Annotated in this window: 16 protein-coding genes; 10 read left to right on the forward strand and 6 right to left on the reverse strand. The window is 48.3% G+C overall.

Annotation, left to right across the window (positions count from 1 at the left end; all coding sequences use genetic code 11):
• Positions 1 to 514: 514 nt before the first annotated feature.
• The 4 genes from SAPGRDRAFT_RS05750 to aroQ all read left to right on the forward strand — a co-directional run bounded on the left by SAPGRDRAFT_RS05750 (position 515) and on the right by aroQ (position 6,334).
• Positions 515 to 2,158: a vWA domain-containing protein gene (locus SAPGRDRAFT_RS05750; protein WP_002657918.1), complete on the forward strand. Its 1,644-nt coding sequence runs from the start codon at positions 515 to 517 to the stop codon at positions 2,156 to 2,158.
• Between the two features lie 312 nt (positions 2,159 to 2,470).
• Complete coding sequence (locus SAPGRDRAFT_RS05755; RefSeq protein ID WP_002657920.1) at positions 2,471 to 4,132, forward strand: PhoX family protein; 1,662 nt, start codon at positions 2,471 to 2,473, stop codon at positions 4,130 to 4,132.
• A 1,017-nt stretch (positions 4,133 to 5,149) separates the two neighbouring features.
• Positions 5,150 to 5,767 (forward strand): hypothetical protein, encoded by a 618-nt coding sequence (locus tag SAPGRDRAFT_RS05760; RefSeq protein WP_002657921.1) that lies wholly within the window; start codon positions 5,150 to 5,152, stop codon positions 5,765 to 5,767.
• A gap of 117 nt (positions 5,768 to 5,884) precedes the next feature.
• Positions 5,885 to 6,334 (forward strand): type II 3-dehydroquinate dehydratase, encoded by a 450-nt coding sequence (gene aroQ, locus SAPGRDRAFT_RS05765; protein WP_037349876.1) that lies wholly within the window; start codon positions 5,885 to 5,887, stop codon positions 6,332 to 6,334.
• Here the strand turns inward: aroQ and SAPGRDRAFT_RS05770 are convergent.
• Positions 6,305 to 6,790: a hypothetical protein gene (locus SAPGRDRAFT_RS05770; protein ID WP_002657925.1), complete on the reverse strand. Its 486-nt coding sequence runs from the start codon at positions 6,788 to 6,790 to the stop codon at positions 6,305 to 6,307. The genes aroQ and SAPGRDRAFT_RS05770 overlap by 30 nt on opposite strands.
• Positions 6,791 to 7,138: 348 nt before the next feature.
• Here SAPGRDRAFT_RS05770 and SAPGRDRAFT_RS05780 point away from each other — a divergent pair, with 348 nt between their 5' ends.
• The gene (locus SAPGRDRAFT_RS05780; protein ID WP_002657927.1) at positions 7,139 to 9,052 is read left to right on the forward strand and encodes a CBS domain-containing protein; all 1,914 of its coding nucleotides are present in this window, start codon (positions 7,139 to 7,141) and stop codon (positions 9,050 to 9,052) included.
• A 5-nt stretch (positions 9,053 to 9,057) separates the two neighbouring features.
• The gene (locus tag SAPGRDRAFT_RS05785; protein WP_253271277.1) at positions 9,058 to 9,594 is read left to right on the forward strand and encodes a hypothetical protein; all 537 of its coding nucleotides are present in this window, start codon (positions 9,058 to 9,060) and stop codon (positions 9,592 to 9,594) included.
• Positions 9,595 to 9,666: 72 nt separating this feature from the next.
• Here the strand turns inward: SAPGRDRAFT_RS05785 and SAPGRDRAFT_RS05790 are convergent, their stop codons facing one another.
• Positions 9,667 to 10,380, reverse strand: a complete 714-nt coding sequence (locus SAPGRDRAFT_RS05790; RefSeq protein WP_002657931.1) for a tetratricopeptide repeat protein — start codon at positions 10,378 to 10,380, stop codon at positions 9,667 to 9,669.
• Between the two features lie 440 nt (positions 10,381 to 10,820).
• On the opposite strand from SAPGRDRAFT_RS05790, the gene SAPGRDRAFT_RS05795 reads away from it, so the two are divergent.
• The gene (locus SAPGRDRAFT_RS05795; RefSeq protein ID WP_002657932.1) at positions 10,821 to 11,345 is read left to right on the forward strand and encodes a TlpA family protein disulfide reductase; all 525 of its coding nucleotides are present in this window, start codon (positions 10,821 to 10,823) and stop codon (positions 11,343 to 11,345) included.
• A gap of 26 nt (positions 11,346 to 11,371) precedes the next feature.
• Complete coding sequence (locus tag SAPGRDRAFT_RS05800) at positions 11,372 to 12,988, forward strand: FMN-binding glutamate synthase family protein (RefSeq protein WP_002657934.1); 1,617 nt, start codon at positions 11,372 to 11,374, stop codon at positions 12,986 to 12,988.
• Positions 12,989 to 13,045: 57 nt separating this feature from the next.
• Here the strand turns inward: SAPGRDRAFT_RS05800 and SAPGRDRAFT_RS05805 are convergent, their stop codons facing one another.
• Together SAPGRDRAFT_RS05805 and SAPGRDRAFT_RS05810 are read right to left on the reverse strand one after the other, a co-directional pair.
• Positions 13,046 to 14,161 (reverse strand): alkene reductase, encoded by a 1,116-nt coding sequence (locus tag SAPGRDRAFT_RS05805; protein ID WP_037349879.1) that lies wholly within the window; start codon positions 14,159 to 14,161, stop codon positions 13,046 to 13,048.
• Between the two features lie 195 nt (positions 14,162 to 14,356).
• Positions 14,357 to 15,553, reverse strand: a complete 1,197-nt coding sequence (locus tag SAPGRDRAFT_RS05810; RefSeq protein WP_002657939.1) for a metal-dependent hydrolase — start codon at positions 15,551 to 15,553, stop codon at positions 14,357 to 14,359.
• Between the two features lie 141 nt (positions 15,554 to 15,694).
• On the opposite strand from SAPGRDRAFT_RS05810, the gene SAPGRDRAFT_RS05815 reads away from it, so the two are divergent.
• Together SAPGRDRAFT_RS05815 and SAPGRDRAFT_RS05820 are read left to right on the forward strand one after the other, a co-directional pair.
• Positions 15,695 to 16,993 carry a PP2C family protein-serine/threonine phosphatase gene (locus tag SAPGRDRAFT_RS05815; RefSeq protein WP_002657941.1) on the forward strand — a complete coding sequence of 433 codons (1,299 nt, stop codon included), beginning with the start codon at positions 15,695 to 15,697 and terminating at the stop codon, positions 16,991 to 16,993.
• Positions 16,994 to 17,035: 42 nt separating this feature from the next.
• Entirely contained in the window at positions 17,036 to 17,317 is a 282-nt protein-coding gene (locus SAPGRDRAFT_RS05820; RefSeq protein WP_002657942.1) for a DUF4834 family protein, read from the forward strand.
• 307 nt (positions 17,318 to 17,624) lie between these two features.
• Here the strand turns inward: SAPGRDRAFT_RS05820 and SAPGRDRAFT_RS05825 are convergent, their stop codons facing one another.
• The gene (locus tag SAPGRDRAFT_RS05825; protein ID WP_002657944.1) at positions 17,625 to 18,065 is read right to left on the reverse strand and encodes a YbjN domain-containing protein; all 441 of its coding nucleotides are present in this window, start codon (positions 18,063 to 18,065) and stop codon (positions 17,625 to 17,627) included.
• A gap of 23 nt (positions 18,066 to 18,088) precedes the next feature.
• The gene (locus tag SAPGRDRAFT_RS05830) at positions 18,089 to 18,661 is read right to left on the reverse strand and encodes a hypothetical protein (protein WP_002657946.1); all 573 of its coding nucleotides are present in this window, start codon (positions 18,659 to 18,661) and stop codon (positions 18,089 to 18,091) included.
• Positions 18,662 to 18,708: the final 47 nt, after the last annotated feature.

Here is an 18,708-nt window from a genome sequence, read left to right on the forward strand (position 1 = left end):
CCTTCAGGCTTCACTTCGTTTCGCCTTCGGTCTGGCCTGCGGCCACCCCTCCGCAGCGCTGGGCCGCTCATCAAAACAGTTTTACTAAGGCATTCTTCTTCGGCCCTTTAGCCCCCTCCCTTTTAAATGGTATTCGTCGCTGCGCTCCTCATGCCTCTATATGTCCCCGCCCACCCACCCCTCTGCGGGATTCCCTAAGGAATCCCTCGGGGAGGCTGGCCGCAAAAACTTATAACACAATACTATAAAGGGCCGAAGGCCCGCAGGCTGAGGGGCTGTAGCAGGGCCGCCAAAGGCGGCAGACCAAAGCGGCTTCGCCGCTGCAGGGCCGAGCAGACCTGCGAGCTGCGCAATGGCCCGACCCGCCCGCAGGGCGGGGCAGCCCCAAAACAATCCAGCAATACCACAAAAAAAGCTTATCTTAAAACGCCAGAAGCCCCCTCGGCTTCATCTAATGCACTAAAGCAAACATTTTCCCCCAAAGGATATTTCTCCTTCACTTAAATCAACCACTATGAAATCCTACTTTTTGCCCCTGGCCCTCATCAGCTTTTTGTTTTTGGGCCAAAGCTGTAACCAATCTATGCCCTCTGGAGCCAAAGAGGCCGAAATGATGACCCAGTCCCGCTCTTCCCTCAAAGAAGAAATGACCGCCGCTGACGACCTAGCAGAGCCCGAAGAACCCGATGCACTCGGCGATACCCTTAGCGATATTGCCCAAAATACCGAAGAGTACGGCAAAATTATCGAAAACCCCTTCCTTGGAGCCAAAGATAACCCCCTATCTACCTTCTCTATTGATGTGGATAATGCCGCCTATAGCAATGTCCGCCGATACCTCACCCAATGGAACCAACTTCCCCCCAATGGGGCCGTCCGCCTAGAAGAAATGATCAATTATTTTGATTATGACTACCCCCAACCCACTGGCGAACATCCCTTCTCCGTAAATATGGAGCTTAGCCAAGCCCCCTGGGCCCAAGAGCATCAACTCCTGCATATTGGCCTACAAGGAAAAGACCTCAACTATGATGAACTCAAGCCTTCTAATTTGGTCTTTTTGATCGACTGCTCTGGCTCTATGTCTAACAACAATAAACTCCCCCTACTCAAAAAAGGCCTCAAAATGCTGCTCTCTCAACTAGATGATAAGGATAAAGTGGCCATTGTGGCCTATGCCGGAGCCGCCGGACTGGTCCTGCCCGCTACCCCCGCTAGCCAAGCCAATAAAATTCTTTCAGCCCTCGATCGCCTAGAAGCTGGCGGCTCTACCGCTGGTGGACAAGGAATTGAACTGGCCTATAAAACAGCCCAAGAAGCCCTGATTGAAGGTGGAAACAACCGTGTGATCCTCGCTACCGATGGCGATTTTAATGTCGGCCCCTCTAGTAGCTCTGATTTGTTGGACCTCATTACCGAAAAACGCAAACTCGATATCTACCTCACCATCTGTGGCTTTGGTATGGGCAACTATAAGGATGACCGCATGGAGCAGATTTCTAATGCCGGTAATGGTAATTATTTCTATATCGATAATGAAAAGGAGGCCCAAAAGGTCTTTGTGCGAGAAATGCGCGCCAATATGTTTAGCATCGCCAAGGATGTGAAGATCCAAATTGAATTTAACCCACAATGGGTAAAGGCTTACCGCCTAGTCGGCTATGAAAACCGCCTACTCAAAGCCGAAGACTTTGATGATGATACCAAGGATGCAGGCGAGCTGGGCGCTGGTCATACGGTTACGGCCATCTATGAAATTATTCCACAAGGTTCGGCCTCTACCCAAAAAGTTACCCAACAACCTGCGCTCAAATACCAAGATGCCCCCAGCATCAAAAATAATAGTAGCGACCTCATGACGCTCAAGCTGCGCTACAAACCTTTGGATAGCGACAAAAGTAAACTCCTAGAGTTTAACCTCAATAAAGAGGCTGCCGTAGAGCAAACCTCCGATAACTTCCGCTTCTCAGCCGCAGTAGCCGCCTTTGGTATGCTGCTCCGCGATTCAGAGTTTAAGGGAACCGCCAATTTTGATAAGGTGAAAAATTGGGCCCTCTCCGCCAAAGGCCAAGACCCCAATGGCGACCGTGCCGAACTGGTGAAATTGATCCAGTTGGCCGCCCAACTAAAAAGTAATGCCGCAGCCAAAAACGATTAAGCCATTACTTTAGCTAATATGAGCTGGTTCTATGCCTAGAACCAGCTTTTTTTTGGCCCCAGTTTAATTCTCCTTAAATTTTAACCCAATCCTTCTGAATACAAGCTCTGCTTTTTAACTTTAACTAGCTAATCAAGCGCTTTTGGCCCAGCGCTGCGCAGCGGTGGCCGCAAGGCCAGACCCAAGCCGCCAAAGGCGGCTGCAGGGCCGAGCGAACAGCGAGCCGCGCAGCATAGCGGCGGCCGAGCTAGCCGAAGGCTAGCCGGCCGCGGGCCCCAAAATAAAACATCAGTGCTAAATAAACTTCATATCATGAAAGAGCAAAACAGACGATCTTTTCTACAGTTCTTGGGCCGTACCAGCCTAGCTGTTTCTGGCGCTAGCCTATTCACTAGCCTAGAGTCTTGTGGCGAACCCCAGCATAATAAGGGCTATACCGAAACTGGCGAGAAAGTAGATCCCCAAATGGAATTCCCTTTTAAGGGCCTTGCCGCCAAAACCGAGGACCAACTCCTTCTAGATGAGGGGCTGGAGTATCAGATTTTGGCCAAATGGCAGGATGAGATTTCTCCTCAAGATAAGTTTGGCTTTAATAACGATTATACCGCCTATATCCCGCTCCAACAAGGACCAGATCTACAAGAAGGACTGCTTTGGGTCAATCACGAATATCTCGACCCCCTATTTGTACACGGTTTTGCCCGCAAAGCCGACCCCAAAACAAAGACTAAAGAAGCCATTGACCAAGAGCTCTATGAGGTGGGCGGCTCTATTCTGCATATCCAAAAAAAAGCAGATGGTCCCTGGACCATTAAGCAGGATAGCGACTATAACCGCCGCCTAAATGGCTTTACCGAAATCCCCTTTGATTGGCCCCAAACTATAGCCGGCAAAAAGGTCGCTATGGGCACCTTTGGCAATTGTGCAGGCGGCGTGACGCCTTGGGGCAGCATCCTGACCTGTGAGGAAAACTATCAGTTTTATTATGGCGAAAGCGACTATAGCCAAGATGCCAAACAACCCAAACGCATCGCCTCCGCCTATGGCTGGGAACATAAGTACCCCGATAATCTGCCCGAACATTATGGCTGGGTGGTCGAGGTGAATATTAAGAGCGGAAAAGCCCGCAAGTTGGTGGCCCTGGGCCGCTGTGCCCATGAATGCGCTCAGGTGCATGAGGCCTCCGATGGCCGCCTAGTGGTCTATACTGGCGACGACAAAAATGATGAACATATCTATAAGTTTGTTAGCAGCCAGCCCGGTAGCCTGACCGAGGGCACGCTCTATGTGGCCAATACCGAAAAAGGCGAGTGGCTATCCCTCAATTATGAGGAACAGCCCATTTTGCAAGAGCATTTTAAGGACCAAACGGAGGTCCTTATCCGTCTGCGAGAGGCGGCCAAGCTCTTGGGCGCTACCCCACTCAATCGCCCCGAGGATATTGAGTTTGATCCCCAAACGGGCCATGTACTCATCACGCTCACCAATAATATTCCCAAGGGAGATTATATGGGGAAAATTCTCAAGATTGAAGAAGAATCAGAAGATAAAACAGGCCTTAAATTTAAGGCAGAAGCCTTTTTGACCGGTGGGGCGGACTTCGGTTTTGCCTGCCCCGATAATATGGCCTTTGACCCCAAGGGCAATCTTTGGTTTACCTCCGATATCTCGGGCAGCAAGATCGGCAAGGCACCCTATACCCCCTATGGCAACAATAGTCTGTTCGTCTATCATCAGGCCAAGGACAAGGTGGTTCGGGTCGCTTCTGCCCCCAAAGATGCCGAGCTCACTGGCCCTTACTTTACCCCCGACGGTCGCCACCTCTTCCTCAGTGTGCAGCACCCCGGAGAGACCAGCCCCAACCTAGAGGAACTCAGCAGCCATTGGCCAGAAGGCGGCGATAGCATACCCCGCTCTGCCGTGGTGGTCATTAGTGGCCCCTCCCTCGATAAGTTGATGGGCTATAATAGCTAGATGATTGTTTTTTGGGGCCTCCGCTGCGGCTTCGCCTTGCGGCGCTACGTTTCGCAGCTCGCTGTTCGCTCGGCCCTGCGCGGGCTAAGGCCCGCTTGGTCTGGCCTGACGGCCACTGCTGCACATCGCTAGGCCTGCGGCCCTACGGGCCTGCTATATGGGCCTGTAGGTTGAAACCTACAGCCATACAACAATTATATACTACATTTATAGTGCGGAGAGGATTAAAATCCTCTACCGCTTTTAACGGCCCTCATAACTGCTGCATTTATGATTTGGGCAGCCTAGAAGATGTTTGTTTATGGAGGGTTTTAACCTTCCATACTATATTAAATTGCATTCGTTAATTGGCTGTAGGTTTCAACCTACAGCTCGGCCCAACAGGCCTTTAGACTGCAGGATATTTAGGCCAAAAATACAACTGCCTTCCATATTTCGCTGCTAAGCGCCTATCCCTAGACTGTAGTAGGGTCGGTCCAGAAAGAAAAGATAGGACATTACAGATACGCCCGGAGGGATTTGTAAACTGCAGATTAGCTCCGGGCATCGTTCAGAGCTGTTTTGCAAATGCAAATTAGCTCCGGGCATCGTTTAGAGCTGTTTTGCAAATGCAAATTAGCTCCGGGCATCGTTTAGAGCTGTTTTGCAAATGCAAATTAGCTCCGGGCATCGTTCAGAGCTGTTTTGCAAATGCAGATTAGCTCTGGGCATCGTTTAGAGCTGTTTTGCAAATGCAAATTAGCTCTGGGCATCGTTTAGAGCTGTTTTGCAAATGCAGATTAACGCTGGCACCACGCCAGAGCTGTTTTGCAATTGCAGATTGAGGCTAAACAACTGGTTATAGCCATTTTGCATCTACAAACTAGCGAGGGACTATAGTATACTGCTATTTGTTTGATAAACTAGCCTATGGGGCCTCCCCCAGCTAAGCCTTCCAACTTTTGGCCAATAGTTTGCGGCTGTTTTTTTAACAGGCCCAAACTTTTTTTAACAGTTTACGCTAAATCACAACAACTGATGAAACAACTGATACTCTGCTTTTTAGCTTTGGTCCTTTTGCAAGGGCCTATTTGGGGGCAAACCAAAGCAATAGCCTATAAAAGTTTTGCGGGCGAGCTGCCTTTTTTTAATCCAGAGGACTTGCCAGAGGATGACTTTGGTTTGCCGCCCCCTATGATGATTCGGCTAGAAAAGCTAAATGATTCTATGGTTGTAGAGACCATAAGAGATTGGGACCAATCGCTTGAGATCGATACCGTAAAGAACCATTTATATATTCATCAGCAAAAGCTTTCGATGGAAGAGCTGCGCAAGCGCTACCCCAAGTATGTAGAGTTTATTGGCTTTGAAGAGGATAGTCTACCGAGGGTAAGCGATACGCTTATAGAGCCGCAGCAACCTGCTTTGGAGGAGATACAAAAGCCCATGGACCGCTGTCCAGCGCCCAAGAAAAAGACAGACTCGCCCAAGGCCAAGCCGCAGCCAAGAGCAGAGCAAGGCGCTATAGAGCAGGCCGAGCCGCAGCAGGCTACCCCTTGCAAGCTGCCCGAGGAGGAGCCGACCAATCTGGCTTATATAGGTTGGGGCGGGTTTTTCTTGCTTTTTGTTTTGGGCCTTTGGTATAGAATCGCTTAGATTTGTTTGGGTCCAGCCTCCCCGAGGGATTCCTTAGGGAATCCCGTAGAGGGGTGGGTGGGCGGGGACATATTGCGCATGAGGAGCGCAGCGACGAATACCATACTAACAGCAGCAATGAAAGATCTATTGATTATGAATGGGCCCAACCTCAATTTATTGGGGAAGCGGGAGCCCGAAGTATACGGTTCGGCAAACTTTGAGGAGATACTGGGCCAAATAAAAGCCGATATGGGCGAGCTCTTGCTCCCCTATCGGCTGCATTATTTCCAATCGAATCATGAGGGGGCCCTTTTGGACCAGCTACATGCCGTTGGCTTTGATTATTTAGGCATTGTCTTTAATCCGGGGGCCTATGCCCATACCTCTATCGCCTTAGCCGATGCGGTACGGGGCATTAGTCGGCCGGTAGTAGAAGTGCACCTCTCCAATGTTCATCAGCGGGAGGAGTACAGGCGACATTCCTATTTGGCAGAGGCGGCAGTAGGCGTTATTTCTGGTTTGGGTTGGCGGGGTTATGCCTTGGGTCTGCGTTACTTAATCGAGCAATTCGGCCAAAAAATCTAGTTCGATTCTCATGCGGCTAGTGGCCGTAGTGGTAGAGCGGAGATCAATTTTCAGCTCAATGCGAAATTGTTCTTGGGCCAACTGCTCTTTGAGGTCTACAATAGAGGGAAATAAATCTAGGCTAGCCGAATTGGCTAGTGGCACATCTAAGCGATAGCCCAGCTCATTGCGGCTACTATCGGTCACGGCATCTAGGTAAACGCGTCGGGCAAAATCAAAAGAAGCTTGTCCGTCTTCTAAATAGAGACGGATGCGGGCGGGTTGAGCCTGCTTGAGATTTTCGGGCACCGTTCCATTGGTATAGACATCGGCGGGAAAGTGATAGGTTAGTATACCATTGAGGCCTGCGGGAACCTCTACCCAAGTAGTAAAAGGCAATTCGAGGCGATCTCCATTTTTATCGCAAGACAACAACAGGCTAGAGCTGAGCAGAAAAAGAGCAAAGAGAAAACGCATAAGATTAAAATTTAGAGTGAAGGCTAGTATTCGTCTAAACGAAAGCCAGACGGCAAGGGTTTAGCGGCGGCTGTTCCAGCCGCCCCTGGCTGAGGGATGGAAAGCAGGGCGGCGAAGCCGCAGAGCAAGCAAAAAAGCGCAGCTTTTTTTGCGCAGGGCCGAGCAGACCTGCGAGCTGCGACACAGCCCGACCCGCCCGCAGGGCGGGGCAGCCCCAAAACAGCAAGCTTTTATAAATTTTGCAAATAAAGGACGCTAGTTTAATAAAATTGGGCAAAAGTCCCTTTTTTAATAGACTTCTTTTTATGTTCGTAAGGTCCTTAACATTTTATTTAATTACGAAATCATATGGGAGAAGAACGTGTACGACTAGCTAGCTCCAGTAGTAAGAGCGATATGCAGCACTTTGTGCGGCAATTACTACAAGATGTTCAAGCCTTTGAGACCATGCTAGAGGGCAACTGGTTTGAGGATGATGTTTTGCGCATTGGGGCGGAGCAAGAAATGTGTTTAATTGACAAACATTATAAGCCGGCTTGCACGGCCATGCAAATTTTGGAAGAATTTCATCCAGACTGGTTGACCACCGAGCTGGCCCAATTCAATTTAGAGATCAACCTCTCTCCTCAGCGTTTTGAGGGAGATGCTTTATTTAAGATGGAAACTGAATTGCGGCAGCGATTGGGAAAATTGGCCAAGGTAGCGGCTCGGCATGACAGTCGATTGTTACTCACGGGGATATTGCCATCTTTGCGCAAGTTTGATTTGCATATGAGCAAGCTCACGCCCAAGGAGCGTTATGCTGCATTGATGCATGCTTTGCGTAAAATGCGGGGCAGTGATTACGAGCTGCATATTGTGGGGATTGATGAATTGATTGTGCGGCATGATTCGCCTTTATTAGAGGCGAGTAATACGAGTTTTCAGGTACATTTGCAGGTTCGTCCGCAGGATTTTGTCAAGATGTACAACATTGCCCAAGCTGTTACTGGGCCGGTATTGGCCATGGCGGCCAACTCGCCGCTTCTTTTTGGCAAGCGGCTCTGGCATGAGTCGAGAATTGCCCTTTTTCAGCAATCGATAGATAATAGAAAGAGCCGGGACCACCTCAGAGACCAGAGTCCGAGAGTCACCTTTGGGCACGACTGGTTGCATAAGTCGGCCCTAGAGATTTACAAAGAAGACATCACTCGTTTCCGTATTATATTGGGCACTGACATTGAGGAAGACTCCTTGGAGCGTTTGGCCCAAAAAGTAGCGCCCAAGCTAAAAGCCTTGCAAGTGCACAATGGTACCGTCTACCGCTGGAACCGTCCTTGCTACGGTATTTCGGGCAATGGGAAACCCCATCTTCGAATAGAGAACCGGCTGTTTGGTGCGGGGCCTACGGTAATTGACGAAATGGCCAATTCGGCCTTTTGGTTGGGTCTTATGGAAGGCATGGCTTTGGCCCATGACGACATCACCAAACTCATGAGTTTTGATGATGCTCGAGATAACTTTATCAAGGCGGCCAAAATGGGTATTGATTCTGAATTTACCTGGACCGGCGACAAAAAGGTCAATGCTCGCACCCTCGTGCTAGAAGAACTTTTGCCCATGGCCAGAGCGGGTCTAGCCCATCGGAACATTGAGCCGGAGCATATTGATCGCTATTTGGGCATTATGGAAGAAAGGGTTCGCCGGCATAGTAATGGGGCCCGTTGGATTCTGCGCACCTTCTCTAAATTTAAGAAAGAGACCAGCGTAGATGAAAGCCTCACCACCATCACGGCGGCTATTTATGAGCATCAGACGCAGAGCCGGCCTGTACATGAGTGGGAAATTCCCGAGCTAGGGCAGTTTCATCAATACGACCCCTCCAAACTATTGGTCGAGGAATTTATGAGCACGGACTTGGTCACGGTCCATCAAGATGATATTGTAGAATATGCCTACAGCCTAATGGATTGGAACGACCTAAACTACCTGCCCGTAGAAGATGAAGAAGGGCATTTGCAGGGCGTAGTCACGGCCAAATCAATCATGCGCTATTTATCTAGTCCTCAAAAAGAAGAGGGGAAAACAGTAGGCGAAATCATGCAACCTAAACCCCGAACCGTTGCGCCTCAGAACACGATTACCGAAGTTATGAAGATTATGCGGAAAGAAGGCGTAAAAATTTTGCCCGTTCTAAAGAATAAGGAGCTAATTGGCCTAATCTCTGAAGAAAACTTTGTAGATATGTCTCGGCGATTGATTGATCGTCTTTCAAAAGAATAAAAACTATGATGAAAACAGTATTCAGTATTTTCTTTGCCGCCTGCTTCCTCTTGGCAGGCCCCAACCTATTGGCCCAAAAAAAGGGCAGTACGCTCAGCAGCAGTACCATTAAGGCTCCTATCACTAAGGAGAAAGCCAAGGCCCTCGCCTTTGGGCAAGAGCTCATCAAGGCCTACTTTGATGGCAACTGCCAATTGGTCGCCAACAGCCTAGCCTCGGAGGTAATCGCTATGGAGTCGGGGCAGCAGTTTAACATTACGCCCCAGCTAAAATCCGATTTTTGCGATGAGAACCCCATCCGCAGCGATATTCAAGTTAGTTATCAGATGTACCTAGATAGCTATAAATCGGAAGTGATGGACAAAGAAGAGTTTGCGGCCAAATATCCCCAACGCCAGCAAATGTACAAGCTACAAGCAGGCGATATCTTCTTTAATGGGGCCAACCTTCTCCCCAAAAAGCAGGCGCTTTTCTCGGCCTCTGATATGGCCATGTTTATCCTTCGTCCTACCGCCAATGGTTTTGAAATCATTGCCATCTAAATGAGCCTTTGGGCCAAAAAAGAAGGGCGTCGACCAATTGGTCGACGCCCTTTCTCTTTGCTGAATCATATCTTATTTTCCTTGCTCCAAGCGAACCACATCTTTCGAAATGTTCAAGCGCTCAGCCGCTTCAGGATACTTCTGCTCAATCTCTTTGTATAGCTCCAATGCACGAGCCGAATTGCTCATCACGACCTCATTAAAAAGAGCCGCTTTACGCATATAAACAGGCGTCATCATGGCGTTGGGACTCTCTTTAGCCGCCTTCTCATAATAACTCAAAGCCTGCTCATTGTCATTGGTTTCAGAGTAAGCATCGCCCAAAAGCGCATAAGCTGCTGCCTGAGAGTAACCATCCTTACCATTATAAGCCTTTAGGTACTTAATCGCCTCATCGGCCTTGCCCAAACGAAGCAAAGAAGCCCCAGCACCATAATGCGCACGGTTGGCCGCCTCTGTTCCACCATAATTAGCAATAATATCTAGAAAACCTTCATAGCTGCCCCCCATCTGCCCGGCCAAAGCCGCGCCGGTACCATTTAAGGCTAGCAAAAAAGAATCTTTCTGAAACATGGCCTCAGCCTGAAAAATCGCCTTGTTGGCATTCTCATTTTTGGGCTTCATGTAAAAATCACTATAGAAATAGTAGCCCCCACCAATGAGGACAACGGCGAGCAAAGCGCCAAAAATCACGTTCTTATACTTCTCAAAAGTTTCTGCAGTTTGATCGCGAAACTGATCTACGTCAAAATCCTGAAGCTCCGTTTTTATGGGTTGATCTGCCATTATATCTCTTTCTTTTTCAGCCAGCTGATTTGATCTTATAAAAAAAAATTTGCTTGCAAAGATAAACAACTTCTTAAAAAACCTAGATTTCACTAAATCTTTTTTAGAAGCAGGCCAAATATTCACTCTAGTAAGACTTATTTCCCTTGGCATTTTCTAATTTCCATCAGAATTTGGGGCTGCCCCGCCCTGCGGGCGGGTCGGGCTGTGTCGTGGCTCGCTGTTCGCTCGGCCCTGCAGTTTTTTCGCTGCGCTCAAAAACTTGGGTCTGCGGCTGCGCCGCCCCACTATCCATCCCTCAGCCGCGGGCCTACGGCCCTTTGCGGCGGCTTCGCCGCCGCCCTAGGCCCAAAACAACAACTAATCGCAAAAAAAGCTGGCCCTAATATTGAGCCTAAATAACGTCCCTCCTACATCCTTTCACCTTCAATATCAATTCTATGAACAAGCTACTCTTGTCCCTCAGTTTTCTCTTCTTGCTAGGAGGTAGCCTCTTGGCCCAATCCAACAAAACACTGCCCGAACTGCTCAGCAGCCATAGCTTCAAGGCTGCCAATGGCGAGCAAGAAAAAAGCCTAGCCGATATCTTGGCCCAACACAAAGGTAAAGTGATTTATATTGATTTTTGGGCCAGCTGGTGCGGCCCTTGCAAAAAAGAAATGCCCCAATCCAAGAAATTACATGAAAAACTAGGCGAAGAAGTCGTTTTCCTCTACCTCTCTTTAGACGATAAACCCCAGGCTTGGCAAAAAGCCCTAGATAAACTCGATATCCGCCAAACTGGCGAACATTGGCAAAGAGCTGGCCGAGACAGTAAAGAATTACTCCGTTTTTTTTATATTTATAGCATTCCTCATTACCTGATTGTTGATGCCGAAGGAAACTTTGCTGATAGAGATGCCCTGCGCCCCTCTGACCCCAAAGCCGCCAAAAAACTCCAAAAGTGGGTGAAAAAAGCGAAGTAGTCAGGTATTCACTGACGCAATATATTATGACAATTAACAACTTTCCCCAGAAATTTTTGGCCGTATCGCTGCTGCTTTTTGCCGCCACCGCGATTGCGGCCTATTTTCTGTCTATTCACTTCCTTTGGGCCCTAGTTATTTTGGTCCCGCTCTTCTTTATGGGCCTTCAGGATATGATTCAGACCGATCATGCCATTCGCAGAACACACCCGCTCATTGGCCGAATGCGCTACTTTTTAGAGGGCCTGCGTCCCGCTATCCGCCAGTATTTTATTGAATCAGATTTGGACCATACGCCTTTTAGCCGCCGCAAACGCTCCCTCATTTATCAAAGGGCCAAAAAAGCCAAGGAAACAGTTCCTTTTGGTACCCAACTCGATATCTATGATGAAGGCTATGAATGGATGACGCACTCTACCTACCCCTTTGCTTTTGATAGCATAGAACAAGATCCCAAGGTTTCTGTAGGTGGACCAGACTGTAGCCAACCCTACGATTTAAGCATCTTTAATATTTCGGCCATGAGCTTTGGCTCTCTCTCTGCCAATGCCGTTATGGCCATGAACAAAGGAGCCGCCAAAGGCGGCTTTGCCCAAAATACTGGCGAGGGCGGAGTGAGCCCCTACCACCTCTCGCAAGGCGGTCACCTCATCTGGCAAATTGGAACGGGCTACTTTGGCTGCCGAGCCGATAATGGCCACTTCGACCCCGATAAGTTTGCAAAAACAGTGGACCATCCCGATGTCAAGATGGTGGAGATTAAACTCTCGCAAGGGGCAAAACCCGGACATGGCGGTATTTTACCCGCCAAAAAAAATACCGCCGAAATTGCTAAAATTCGGGGAGTGCAAGCGGGGACCGATGTACTTTCGCCACCCTACCACAAAGCTTTTCAGGGACCAGAAGGGCTGTTGCAGTTTGTGGCCCAACTTCGGCAGTTGTCTAAGGGCCGGCCCATTGGCTTTAAGCTCTGTATTGGCTCTGAAATTGAGTTTTATGACCTTTGCAAAGCCATGATCAAAACAGGCATTAAGCCCGACTTTATTACTATTGATGGTGGAGAAGGGGGAACCGGTGCCGCCCCTGTAGAGTTTTCCGACTCCCTAGGGATGCCCCTACGCGATGGGCTGAGCTTTGCCGTGGATACCCTTAAGGGCTTTGACCTCAAGAAGGATATTAAGGTCTTGGCCGCAGGTAAAATTAGCTGTGGCTTTGATTTGGCCAAAACCTTGGCCCTAGGCGCAGATGCCTGCTATAGTGCCCGCGCCATGATGATGGCCGTTGGTTGTATTCAGGCCCTAGAATGCCATACCAATAAATGCCCTACGGGAGTAGCTACCCAAAACAAACAACTAATGAAAGGCCTCAATATTCCAGATAAGGCCGAGCGGATTTACTCCTTTCATAAAAAGACCGTGCATGCTTTGGTTGAACTACTCGCAGCGGCAGGCATGAAAGAGCCCTCAGAACTATCTAGAAAACATATTCTTCGACGGATTTCTATGAGTGAGGTCCGCAGATATGACCAACTTTATCCAGAGATTCCAGTGGGTTGCCTACTGCAAGGCCAAGAAGGCTGTCTACCTGACCTCTATCGCAAAGAGATGCTACAATACTTAGAAGAAGGCTCTAATTATGAATAGAGCAAGGCCCTAAAAGCAAGGAGCAAGCGTAAATTACGCTTGCTCCTTTTTTTTATGCTAGCCCTCTGACAAAAAGGGGTAATCGGTATAGCCTTCTGGGCCTTGGGTATAAAAGGTATTGGGATTCCAGGGCGCCCAGGCCGCATTTTGTTCCATTCTTTGGACCAAATCGGGATTAGCGATAAAGGCTTTGCCAAAAGCGATGGCATCTGCTCGATTTTGGGCCAATTCCTCTTGGGCCGTTTGGGCCGTATAGCCGCCATTGGCCACTAAAACGCCTTTGTAGATTTGGCGATAATGGCCAATAACATCTTGAATAAACAAATTGGGGTCCTTCTCTTTTTGGGCCAATTGGCGGTGGGCAAAAGCTTGGCCTGGCCGAGTCAGATGCACATAGGCCAAGGGATAATCATTGAGCTTGTCTAAGAGATAATCAAAGAAAGGGATGGTTTCTTCATCTACCTCAATGCCGATATGCCCATCGAGCATAGGGTTAAAGCGCAGGCCCACTCTTTCTAGGGGACAAACTTCTTGGACCGCCTCGAGGACCTCAAAGAGGAAGCGGGCTCTATTTGGGATACTGCCACCATATTCATCTTGGCGTTGGTTGGCCGAATTGGCAAAAAACTGATGAAAGAGGTAGCCATTACTCGTATGCAGCTCTACCCCATCAAAGCCAGCGGCCAAGGCATTGGCGGCAGCCTGTTTAAACTGAGCAATTACGGTTTGAATATCTTCTTGGTCCATAGCCTTGGGAACAGGAGAAAGCTTGAGCCCTTCATAGGTTCGGCTCTTACTGCCCGTAGCAATAGCTGAAGGCGCCAAAAGTGCTTGTCCATTCATCAGATCGGGGTGAGAAACTCGGCCCACATGCCAAATTTGGGCAAAGAAATGGCCCCCTTTAGCTTTTACGGCAGTTGTTACGGCTTTCCAGGCCTCTACTTGAGCGGGAGTATAAATGCCCGGCACAAACAAATAGCCTCCAGCTCGGTCAGAAATGGGCAGACCTTCTGAAATGAGGAGGCCAGCCGTAGCTCGCTGCGCATAATACTCCTGATGCAAGGCCGTGGGCAGTCTTTCTGGATTATCGGCTCGGCAGCGGGTGAGCGGCGCCATAAAGACCGCATTTTTCAGTTTTAATGGACCCAATTGGAGAGGATGGAGAAGAGACATAATCAACTAATTTTAGTGCGGAGAATGGGGCGGCTTTGCCGCCCTGGCCGCAGGCCAAATGGCCTAGCGATGTGTAGGGGGGCGGCGAAGCCGCAGACCAAAGCCGCTGAAAGCGGCTGCAGGGCCGAGCAGACCTGCGAGCCCCGAAACGTAGCGCCGCAAGGCGAAGCCGCAGCGGAGGCCCCAAAAAAATACTTACTTATTGACAGCAGGATATTTTTCCCAGATGCGATTCCAGAGCAAAGAGAAGAGCAACTTGGGTTGTAATTTATCCATATCACGGACCTGCGCCACAGCTAGCTGCCCATCTTTTTCGGCTAAATTAAACTTAAAAATATAGGCATCGCTATCGTCTAAGAGGCCAAAGCCCATCAGGCCAAAGCGAAGATTATTAAACTGCAGGCTACCGTCTGGATTTTCGGTAACATTATAATAGCCCTGAGAGAACCAGAGGAGAATATCGACAAACTCATGGCCTTTCCAGCGGTCCAGCAACTGATGTTGTTTGGGTAACTTTTGGAACTGAATGCTAGGCTCTTCATCCCAGATAGAATAGACTCCATAATAATAGGCATCGGCGGTTTCGATAGTCGTTTGCCAGAGCATACAATTAAGAATCGTGGGATAAGTCACATAGCTGAGCTGTTCTATATTTTGGGTCTTAATATTTTCGCTAACGACTGCATTGACCTTTGCCTTAATGCCAAAAGTAAGGGCCATATAGGTTGTAGAAAGGACCAAAGCGGTAGTATTGATACCTTGCTGCCAGCTTTTATTCTTAAAAAAGGGGATAATAATCACGGCCAGTAAAAGCGGCAAAGTATAGAGTGGATCGGCAATAGCGATATTATTAAAAGAGAATCGGTAGGAAGAAAAGGGCTCAAAAATTTGGGTGCCGTAGCTAGTGCCGGCATCAATTAGCCAATGAGTTAGAATGGCCCAGAAGAACATCCAGCTCCAGCTTTTCCAGCCGGGTTCTTCTTGAAGTTTTGGTGGGTTTTTGCTGCCCCAGTATCGCCAGCCGACCCAGGCCGTAATGGCCAAAATAAAGAGGCCAATGCCCTGCAAAACAGTGCTCCCTTCTTTGAGGCCCATACCGCCCATAAAAAGGAGCAGCAAAAGGCCAAAAAGGACAGCAAGAACGCCTCTTTGTTTATGCGCCAAATAGCCCAATAGAGGCGGGGCTAGCAGCGTAATAAAAATAGAGTGCGTTAATCCTCTATGATAGAGCAAGCCATAAACTTCATGCTCGCTAAAGACGCGGCTAACTACATCTAAATCGGGTAAAGTGCCCGCAATAGCGCCCCAAGCCAAGGCTTTAGGGCCAATTTTTTGGCCGAGAACAGCTTGTCCGCAAGCGGCACCAAGCACAGCCTGAGTAAGTGAATCCATAAGGTATAAAAATGATTGAGGCGCAAAATACAAAGCCTAAGTTAGAAGATGCGCCCAAATAACAAGAGTTTAAGGCCTTTGGCCAGCGATTTTTCTTATCTTTAATTTACTTCTTCTTTTATAGAGATAAAACCGGCGCCTATGGACAGCCAAGATAAAACCAGCTTGCCGCAGATAGAAGAGCTAGAACACAAGCTCTATTTGCAGCAATTGCAGATCAACCGCCTATCAGAGATTACGCAGGCCATCAACAACAACATTAAGATTCAGGACCTGTTTAAAATTTATACCGATACCCTTTCTTGGGAGATGGGTGCCAAGCGCTTTGCCCTATATAGTTGCAAAGATGGGGATTGGCAGCTTGCTACGCATAAGGGAATAGACGAAAAGCTCTTGGTTCTAGACATTAGCGACTATTTTCTGGCCTATCAGCGAATTGCTAAGATTGGGGAGGACCATCCTTTGCTCTGCGAGTTTAACTATGTGATTCCCGTCTATCATAAGGAGGAGGCCATTGCCTTTGCCTTTGTTTATAAGGAGGCCCGAAAAGGGGAAGACCTCTTTGAGTCTATTCGCTTTATTGGGACCTTAACCAATGTGGTGGCGGTGGCCATAGAAAACAAACGCCTCTTTAAAAGGCAATTGGCGCAGGAGAAAATGCGGCATGAGCTTCGGCTGGCCAATCAGGTGCAGAATATGCTCATTCCGAGCAAGCTGCCCAATAATCAACGCTTTAATTTTTCGGGGATTTACCAACCTCATGAGGGCGTGGGGGGCGATTACTATGACTTTATGGAGCTCAATGAAGACGAAATTGCCTTTTGTATTGCCGATATTTCGGGCAAGGGAATTTCTGCCGCCATCCTGATGTCGAACTTTCAGGCCAACCTACAAACCCTTATTCATCGCAAGGACCTAAAGATTCCCGAATTTGTAGACCGCCTCAATGAGAAGGTCCTCAAAGCCACCCGAGGCGACCGATTCATTACCTTTTTTGTGGCCCGCTACAACCGCAGCACGGGCCGTTTGCTCTACCTCAATGCAGGGCACAATCCTCCTTTTCTTTACCGAAATGGGCAGGTCGAACGACTCGATAAAGGCTGTACCATTTTGGGCATTGTTCCTAAAATCCCTAAGCTAGAATGGGGCGAAATCTACCTAAAAGAAGATGCCTTTTTCTTCCTCTATACCGATGGCTTGACCGATTTGCGCAATGAGGCTGGACAAACCGTTGAAGAAGAGGCAATTGCTGATTTTATTAGCAGACATCACCAACTATCCGCCAATGACTTTAATGCGGCCCTAATGCAGGAAATGCAAGAATTTAAGGGGCATATGGAGTTTCCCGATGACATTTCTATCCTTACTGGGCATATCTTTGCGACAAAAGAGCAGAAAAAACAAACTGAAACTGCCAAAATGACAGTAAAAGCTTCCTAGGCGCTCTTTTTGCCTTTCTTAGGTTACAACAAGACTTATATCATGCGTACTTTATTTCTTATTTTCTTTGCTTATTTGGTCTACCGTTTTCTCATCAGACCCATATTTTTGGCCCCGCCCAAACGAGAGCGCCCGCTTAGTCCACAAGAACAATTCATGCGGATGTTTCAGCAACAAATGCAAACCCAACAACAGGGCCAAGGCCAATATGTTAGTGAGCAAGAGTTTGGTACACAGCAGCAAAGCAACAGCCAGCAAAAACAGAAGCAAAAACAACAGCCTCAAAATGATGGCGAATATATTGATTTTGAAGAACTAGATTAAGGTTTGGGGCGTTACTCCTTTCAGTCGTCGAACTGCGCCCTAAAGGGCTTGTTGTCGCTGCGGCTTTGCCTTGCGGCGCTACGTTACAGGGCTCGCAGGTCTGCTCGGCCCTTCAGCGCTAAAGCGCTTCGGTCTGGCCTACGGCCCCCCTTCCACATCGGTTACTCCCCTTGGTCGTCGAACTGCGCCCTAAAGGGCTTGTTGTGGCCGTTCGGCCTTTGGCCGTGGCGGCTGCGCCGCCCAAAACGCAAAAAGGAAGCTGCGAAAATTCGCAGCTTCCTTTTTTTTGTGGGCTATTTGGTCCAACCTACTTAAATCGAGCAATTTCGATATTAAACTTATTGGCTAGTGCCTCTCCATGTCGTTCGGCATAAGTGCCAACTCTCATGATACTATTATGGGCTTCATCGGCAGAGAGGCCATCTGCTTCGCGAATAGTTTTAAGATAAATCCATTTCTTAAAAGTAGTAAAGGCGACTCCTCCATAAAGGCGGTCATTGATTTGCAGCAATTCGGCAAAAAGCTCGGTGCGTAACTTTTCATCTTCTGGAACATGAAAAAGGGGAGACATCACTTGAAAATAGGGGCGGCCCTCTCTTTCAATTTCCCAGAGGTCGATCCAGACCATAATATCTTTCTTCGTGAGGGTCCAGAGGCCCTCTTTTTCTTTTCCTCGGCTAGAAACCGGGTCAATGCCCAATTTAGCGATAGCGGCTTCTATGGTCTCGTAATAGGCTTTTAAACTCATAAGCATTTAGCTAAAACGGTGGGCTAGCCTAGCTCAATTTGGTGCTGCCAGCTCACCGTCGAATAATTATTATTAAAGCGAATAATCTGTACTTCCTTCTGTGTTCCATTTTCTCTTTCGATCCGAAGCTGCTGGCTACCTTTAGGTCCTTCTTCCCAGAAGAGCTCATCTTGGCGAAGGGGGTCTGCGGCTACTTTTTCGGCCTGAGTGAGTAGTTCTAGCAACCAGCTCATATTACAAGCTTTGGCTTGCTCATCAGATTGAACAAAAAGAGGGCGGGCCTGCAAACTCGCCGAGAACTGTTCTTCTCCAAAAGGCAAGACTTCGGCTTCTTCTCCTAATTGGAAGTAGCCAAGATATTGAAAAGGATAAGATTGTAATTGAGCGGAGCGCAACTCGCTAAAGGCCCTTTCTTGCAAGCGGGCTTGCTTAAACTCTTGCCAATGAAGCTGCAGATGCTCTTTGGGTAGGGTTGTGTCTAGTTGGACAAACTCTTGCTTAGCGGCTGTTTCTAGCAGTTCTGCTAGGCTAAGCTGGCCTTGGGCCTCGCATCTTTGGCGAATGATATTTTTGAAACTCAGCGTCAGTTGTTCCATAAAGCTGCAGGATTTATCTTGGAGATGGTAGTACCGTATATTCTACT

The sequence above is a fragment of the Saprospira grandis DSM 2844 genome, from assembly GCF_000275825.1.
Classification (GTDB): domain Bacteria; phylum Bacteroidota; class Bacteroidia; order Chitinophagales; family Saprospiraceae; genus Saprospira; species Saprospira grandis_A.

Excerpts from the sequence above, each read along its gene's own strand:
- SAPGRDRAFT_RS05795 (WP_002657932.1), top strand. The coding sequence starts at position 10,821 with ATGAACAAGCTACTCTTGTCCCTCAGTTTTCTCTTCTTGCTAGGAGGT.
- SAPGRDRAFT_RS05815 (WP_002657941.1), top strand. The coding sequence starts at position 15,695 with ATGGACAGCCAAGATAAAACCAGCTTGCCGCAGATAGAAGAGCTAGAA.
- SAPGRDRAFT_RS05805 (WP_037349879.1), bottom strand. The coding sequence starts at position 14,161 with ATGTCTCTTCTCCATCCTCTCCAATTGGGTCCATTAAAACTGAAAAAT.
- SAPGRDRAFT_RS05820 (WP_002657942.1), top strand. The coding sequence starts at position 17,036 with ATGCGTACTTTATTTCTTATTTTCTTTGCTTATTTGGTCTACCGTTTT.
- SAPGRDRAFT_RS05770 (WP_002657925.1), bottom strand. The coding sequence starts at position 6,790 with ATGCGTTTTCTCTTTGCTCTTTTTCTGCTCAGCTCTAGCCTGTTGTTG.
- SAPGRDRAFT_RS05780 (WP_002657927.1), top strand. The coding sequence starts at position 7,139 with ATGGGAGAAGAACGTGTACGACTAGCTAGCTCCAGTAGTAAGAGCGAT.
- SAPGRDRAFT_RS05755 (WP_002657920.1), top strand. The coding sequence starts at position 2,471 with ATGAAAGAGCAAAACAGACGATCTTTTCTACAGTTCTTGGGCCGTACC.
- aroQ (WP_037349876.1), top strand. The coding sequence starts at position 5,885 with ATGAAAGATCTATTGATTATGAATGGGCCCAACCTCAATTTATTGGGG.
- SAPGRDRAFT_RS05790 (WP_002657931.1), bottom strand. The coding sequence starts at position 10,380 with ATGGCAGATCAACCCATAAAAACGGAGCTTCAGGATTTTGACGTAGAT.
- SAPGRDRAFT_RS05760 (WP_002657921.1), top strand. The coding sequence starts at position 5,150 with ATGAAACAACTGATACTCTGCTTTTTAGCTTTGGTCCTTTTGCAAGGG.
- SAPGRDRAFT_RS05750 (WP_002657918.1), top strand. The coding sequence starts at position 515 with ATGAAATCCTACTTTTTGCCCCTGGCCCTCATCAGCTTTTTGTTTTTG.
- SAPGRDRAFT_RS05810 (WP_002657939.1), bottom strand. The coding sequence starts at position 15,553 with ATGGATTCACTTACTCAGGCTGTGCTTGGTGCCGCTTGCGGACAAGCT.
- SAPGRDRAFT_RS05800 (WP_002657934.1), top strand. The coding sequence starts at position 11,372 with ATGACAATTAACAACTTTCCCCAGAAATTTTTGGCCGTATCGCTGCTG.
- SAPGRDRAFT_RS05785 (WP_253271277.1), top strand. The coding sequence starts at position 9,058 with ATGATGAAAACAGTATTCAGTATTTTCTTTGCCGCCTGCTTCCTCTTG.
- SAPGRDRAFT_RS05830 (WP_002657946.1), bottom strand. The coding sequence starts at position 18,661 with ATGGAACAACTGACGCTGAGTTTCAAAAATATCATTCGCCAAAGATGC.
- SAPGRDRAFT_RS05825 (WP_002657944.1), bottom strand. The coding sequence starts at position 18,065 with ATGAGTTTAAAAGCCTATTACGAGACCATAGAAGCCGCTATCGCTAAA.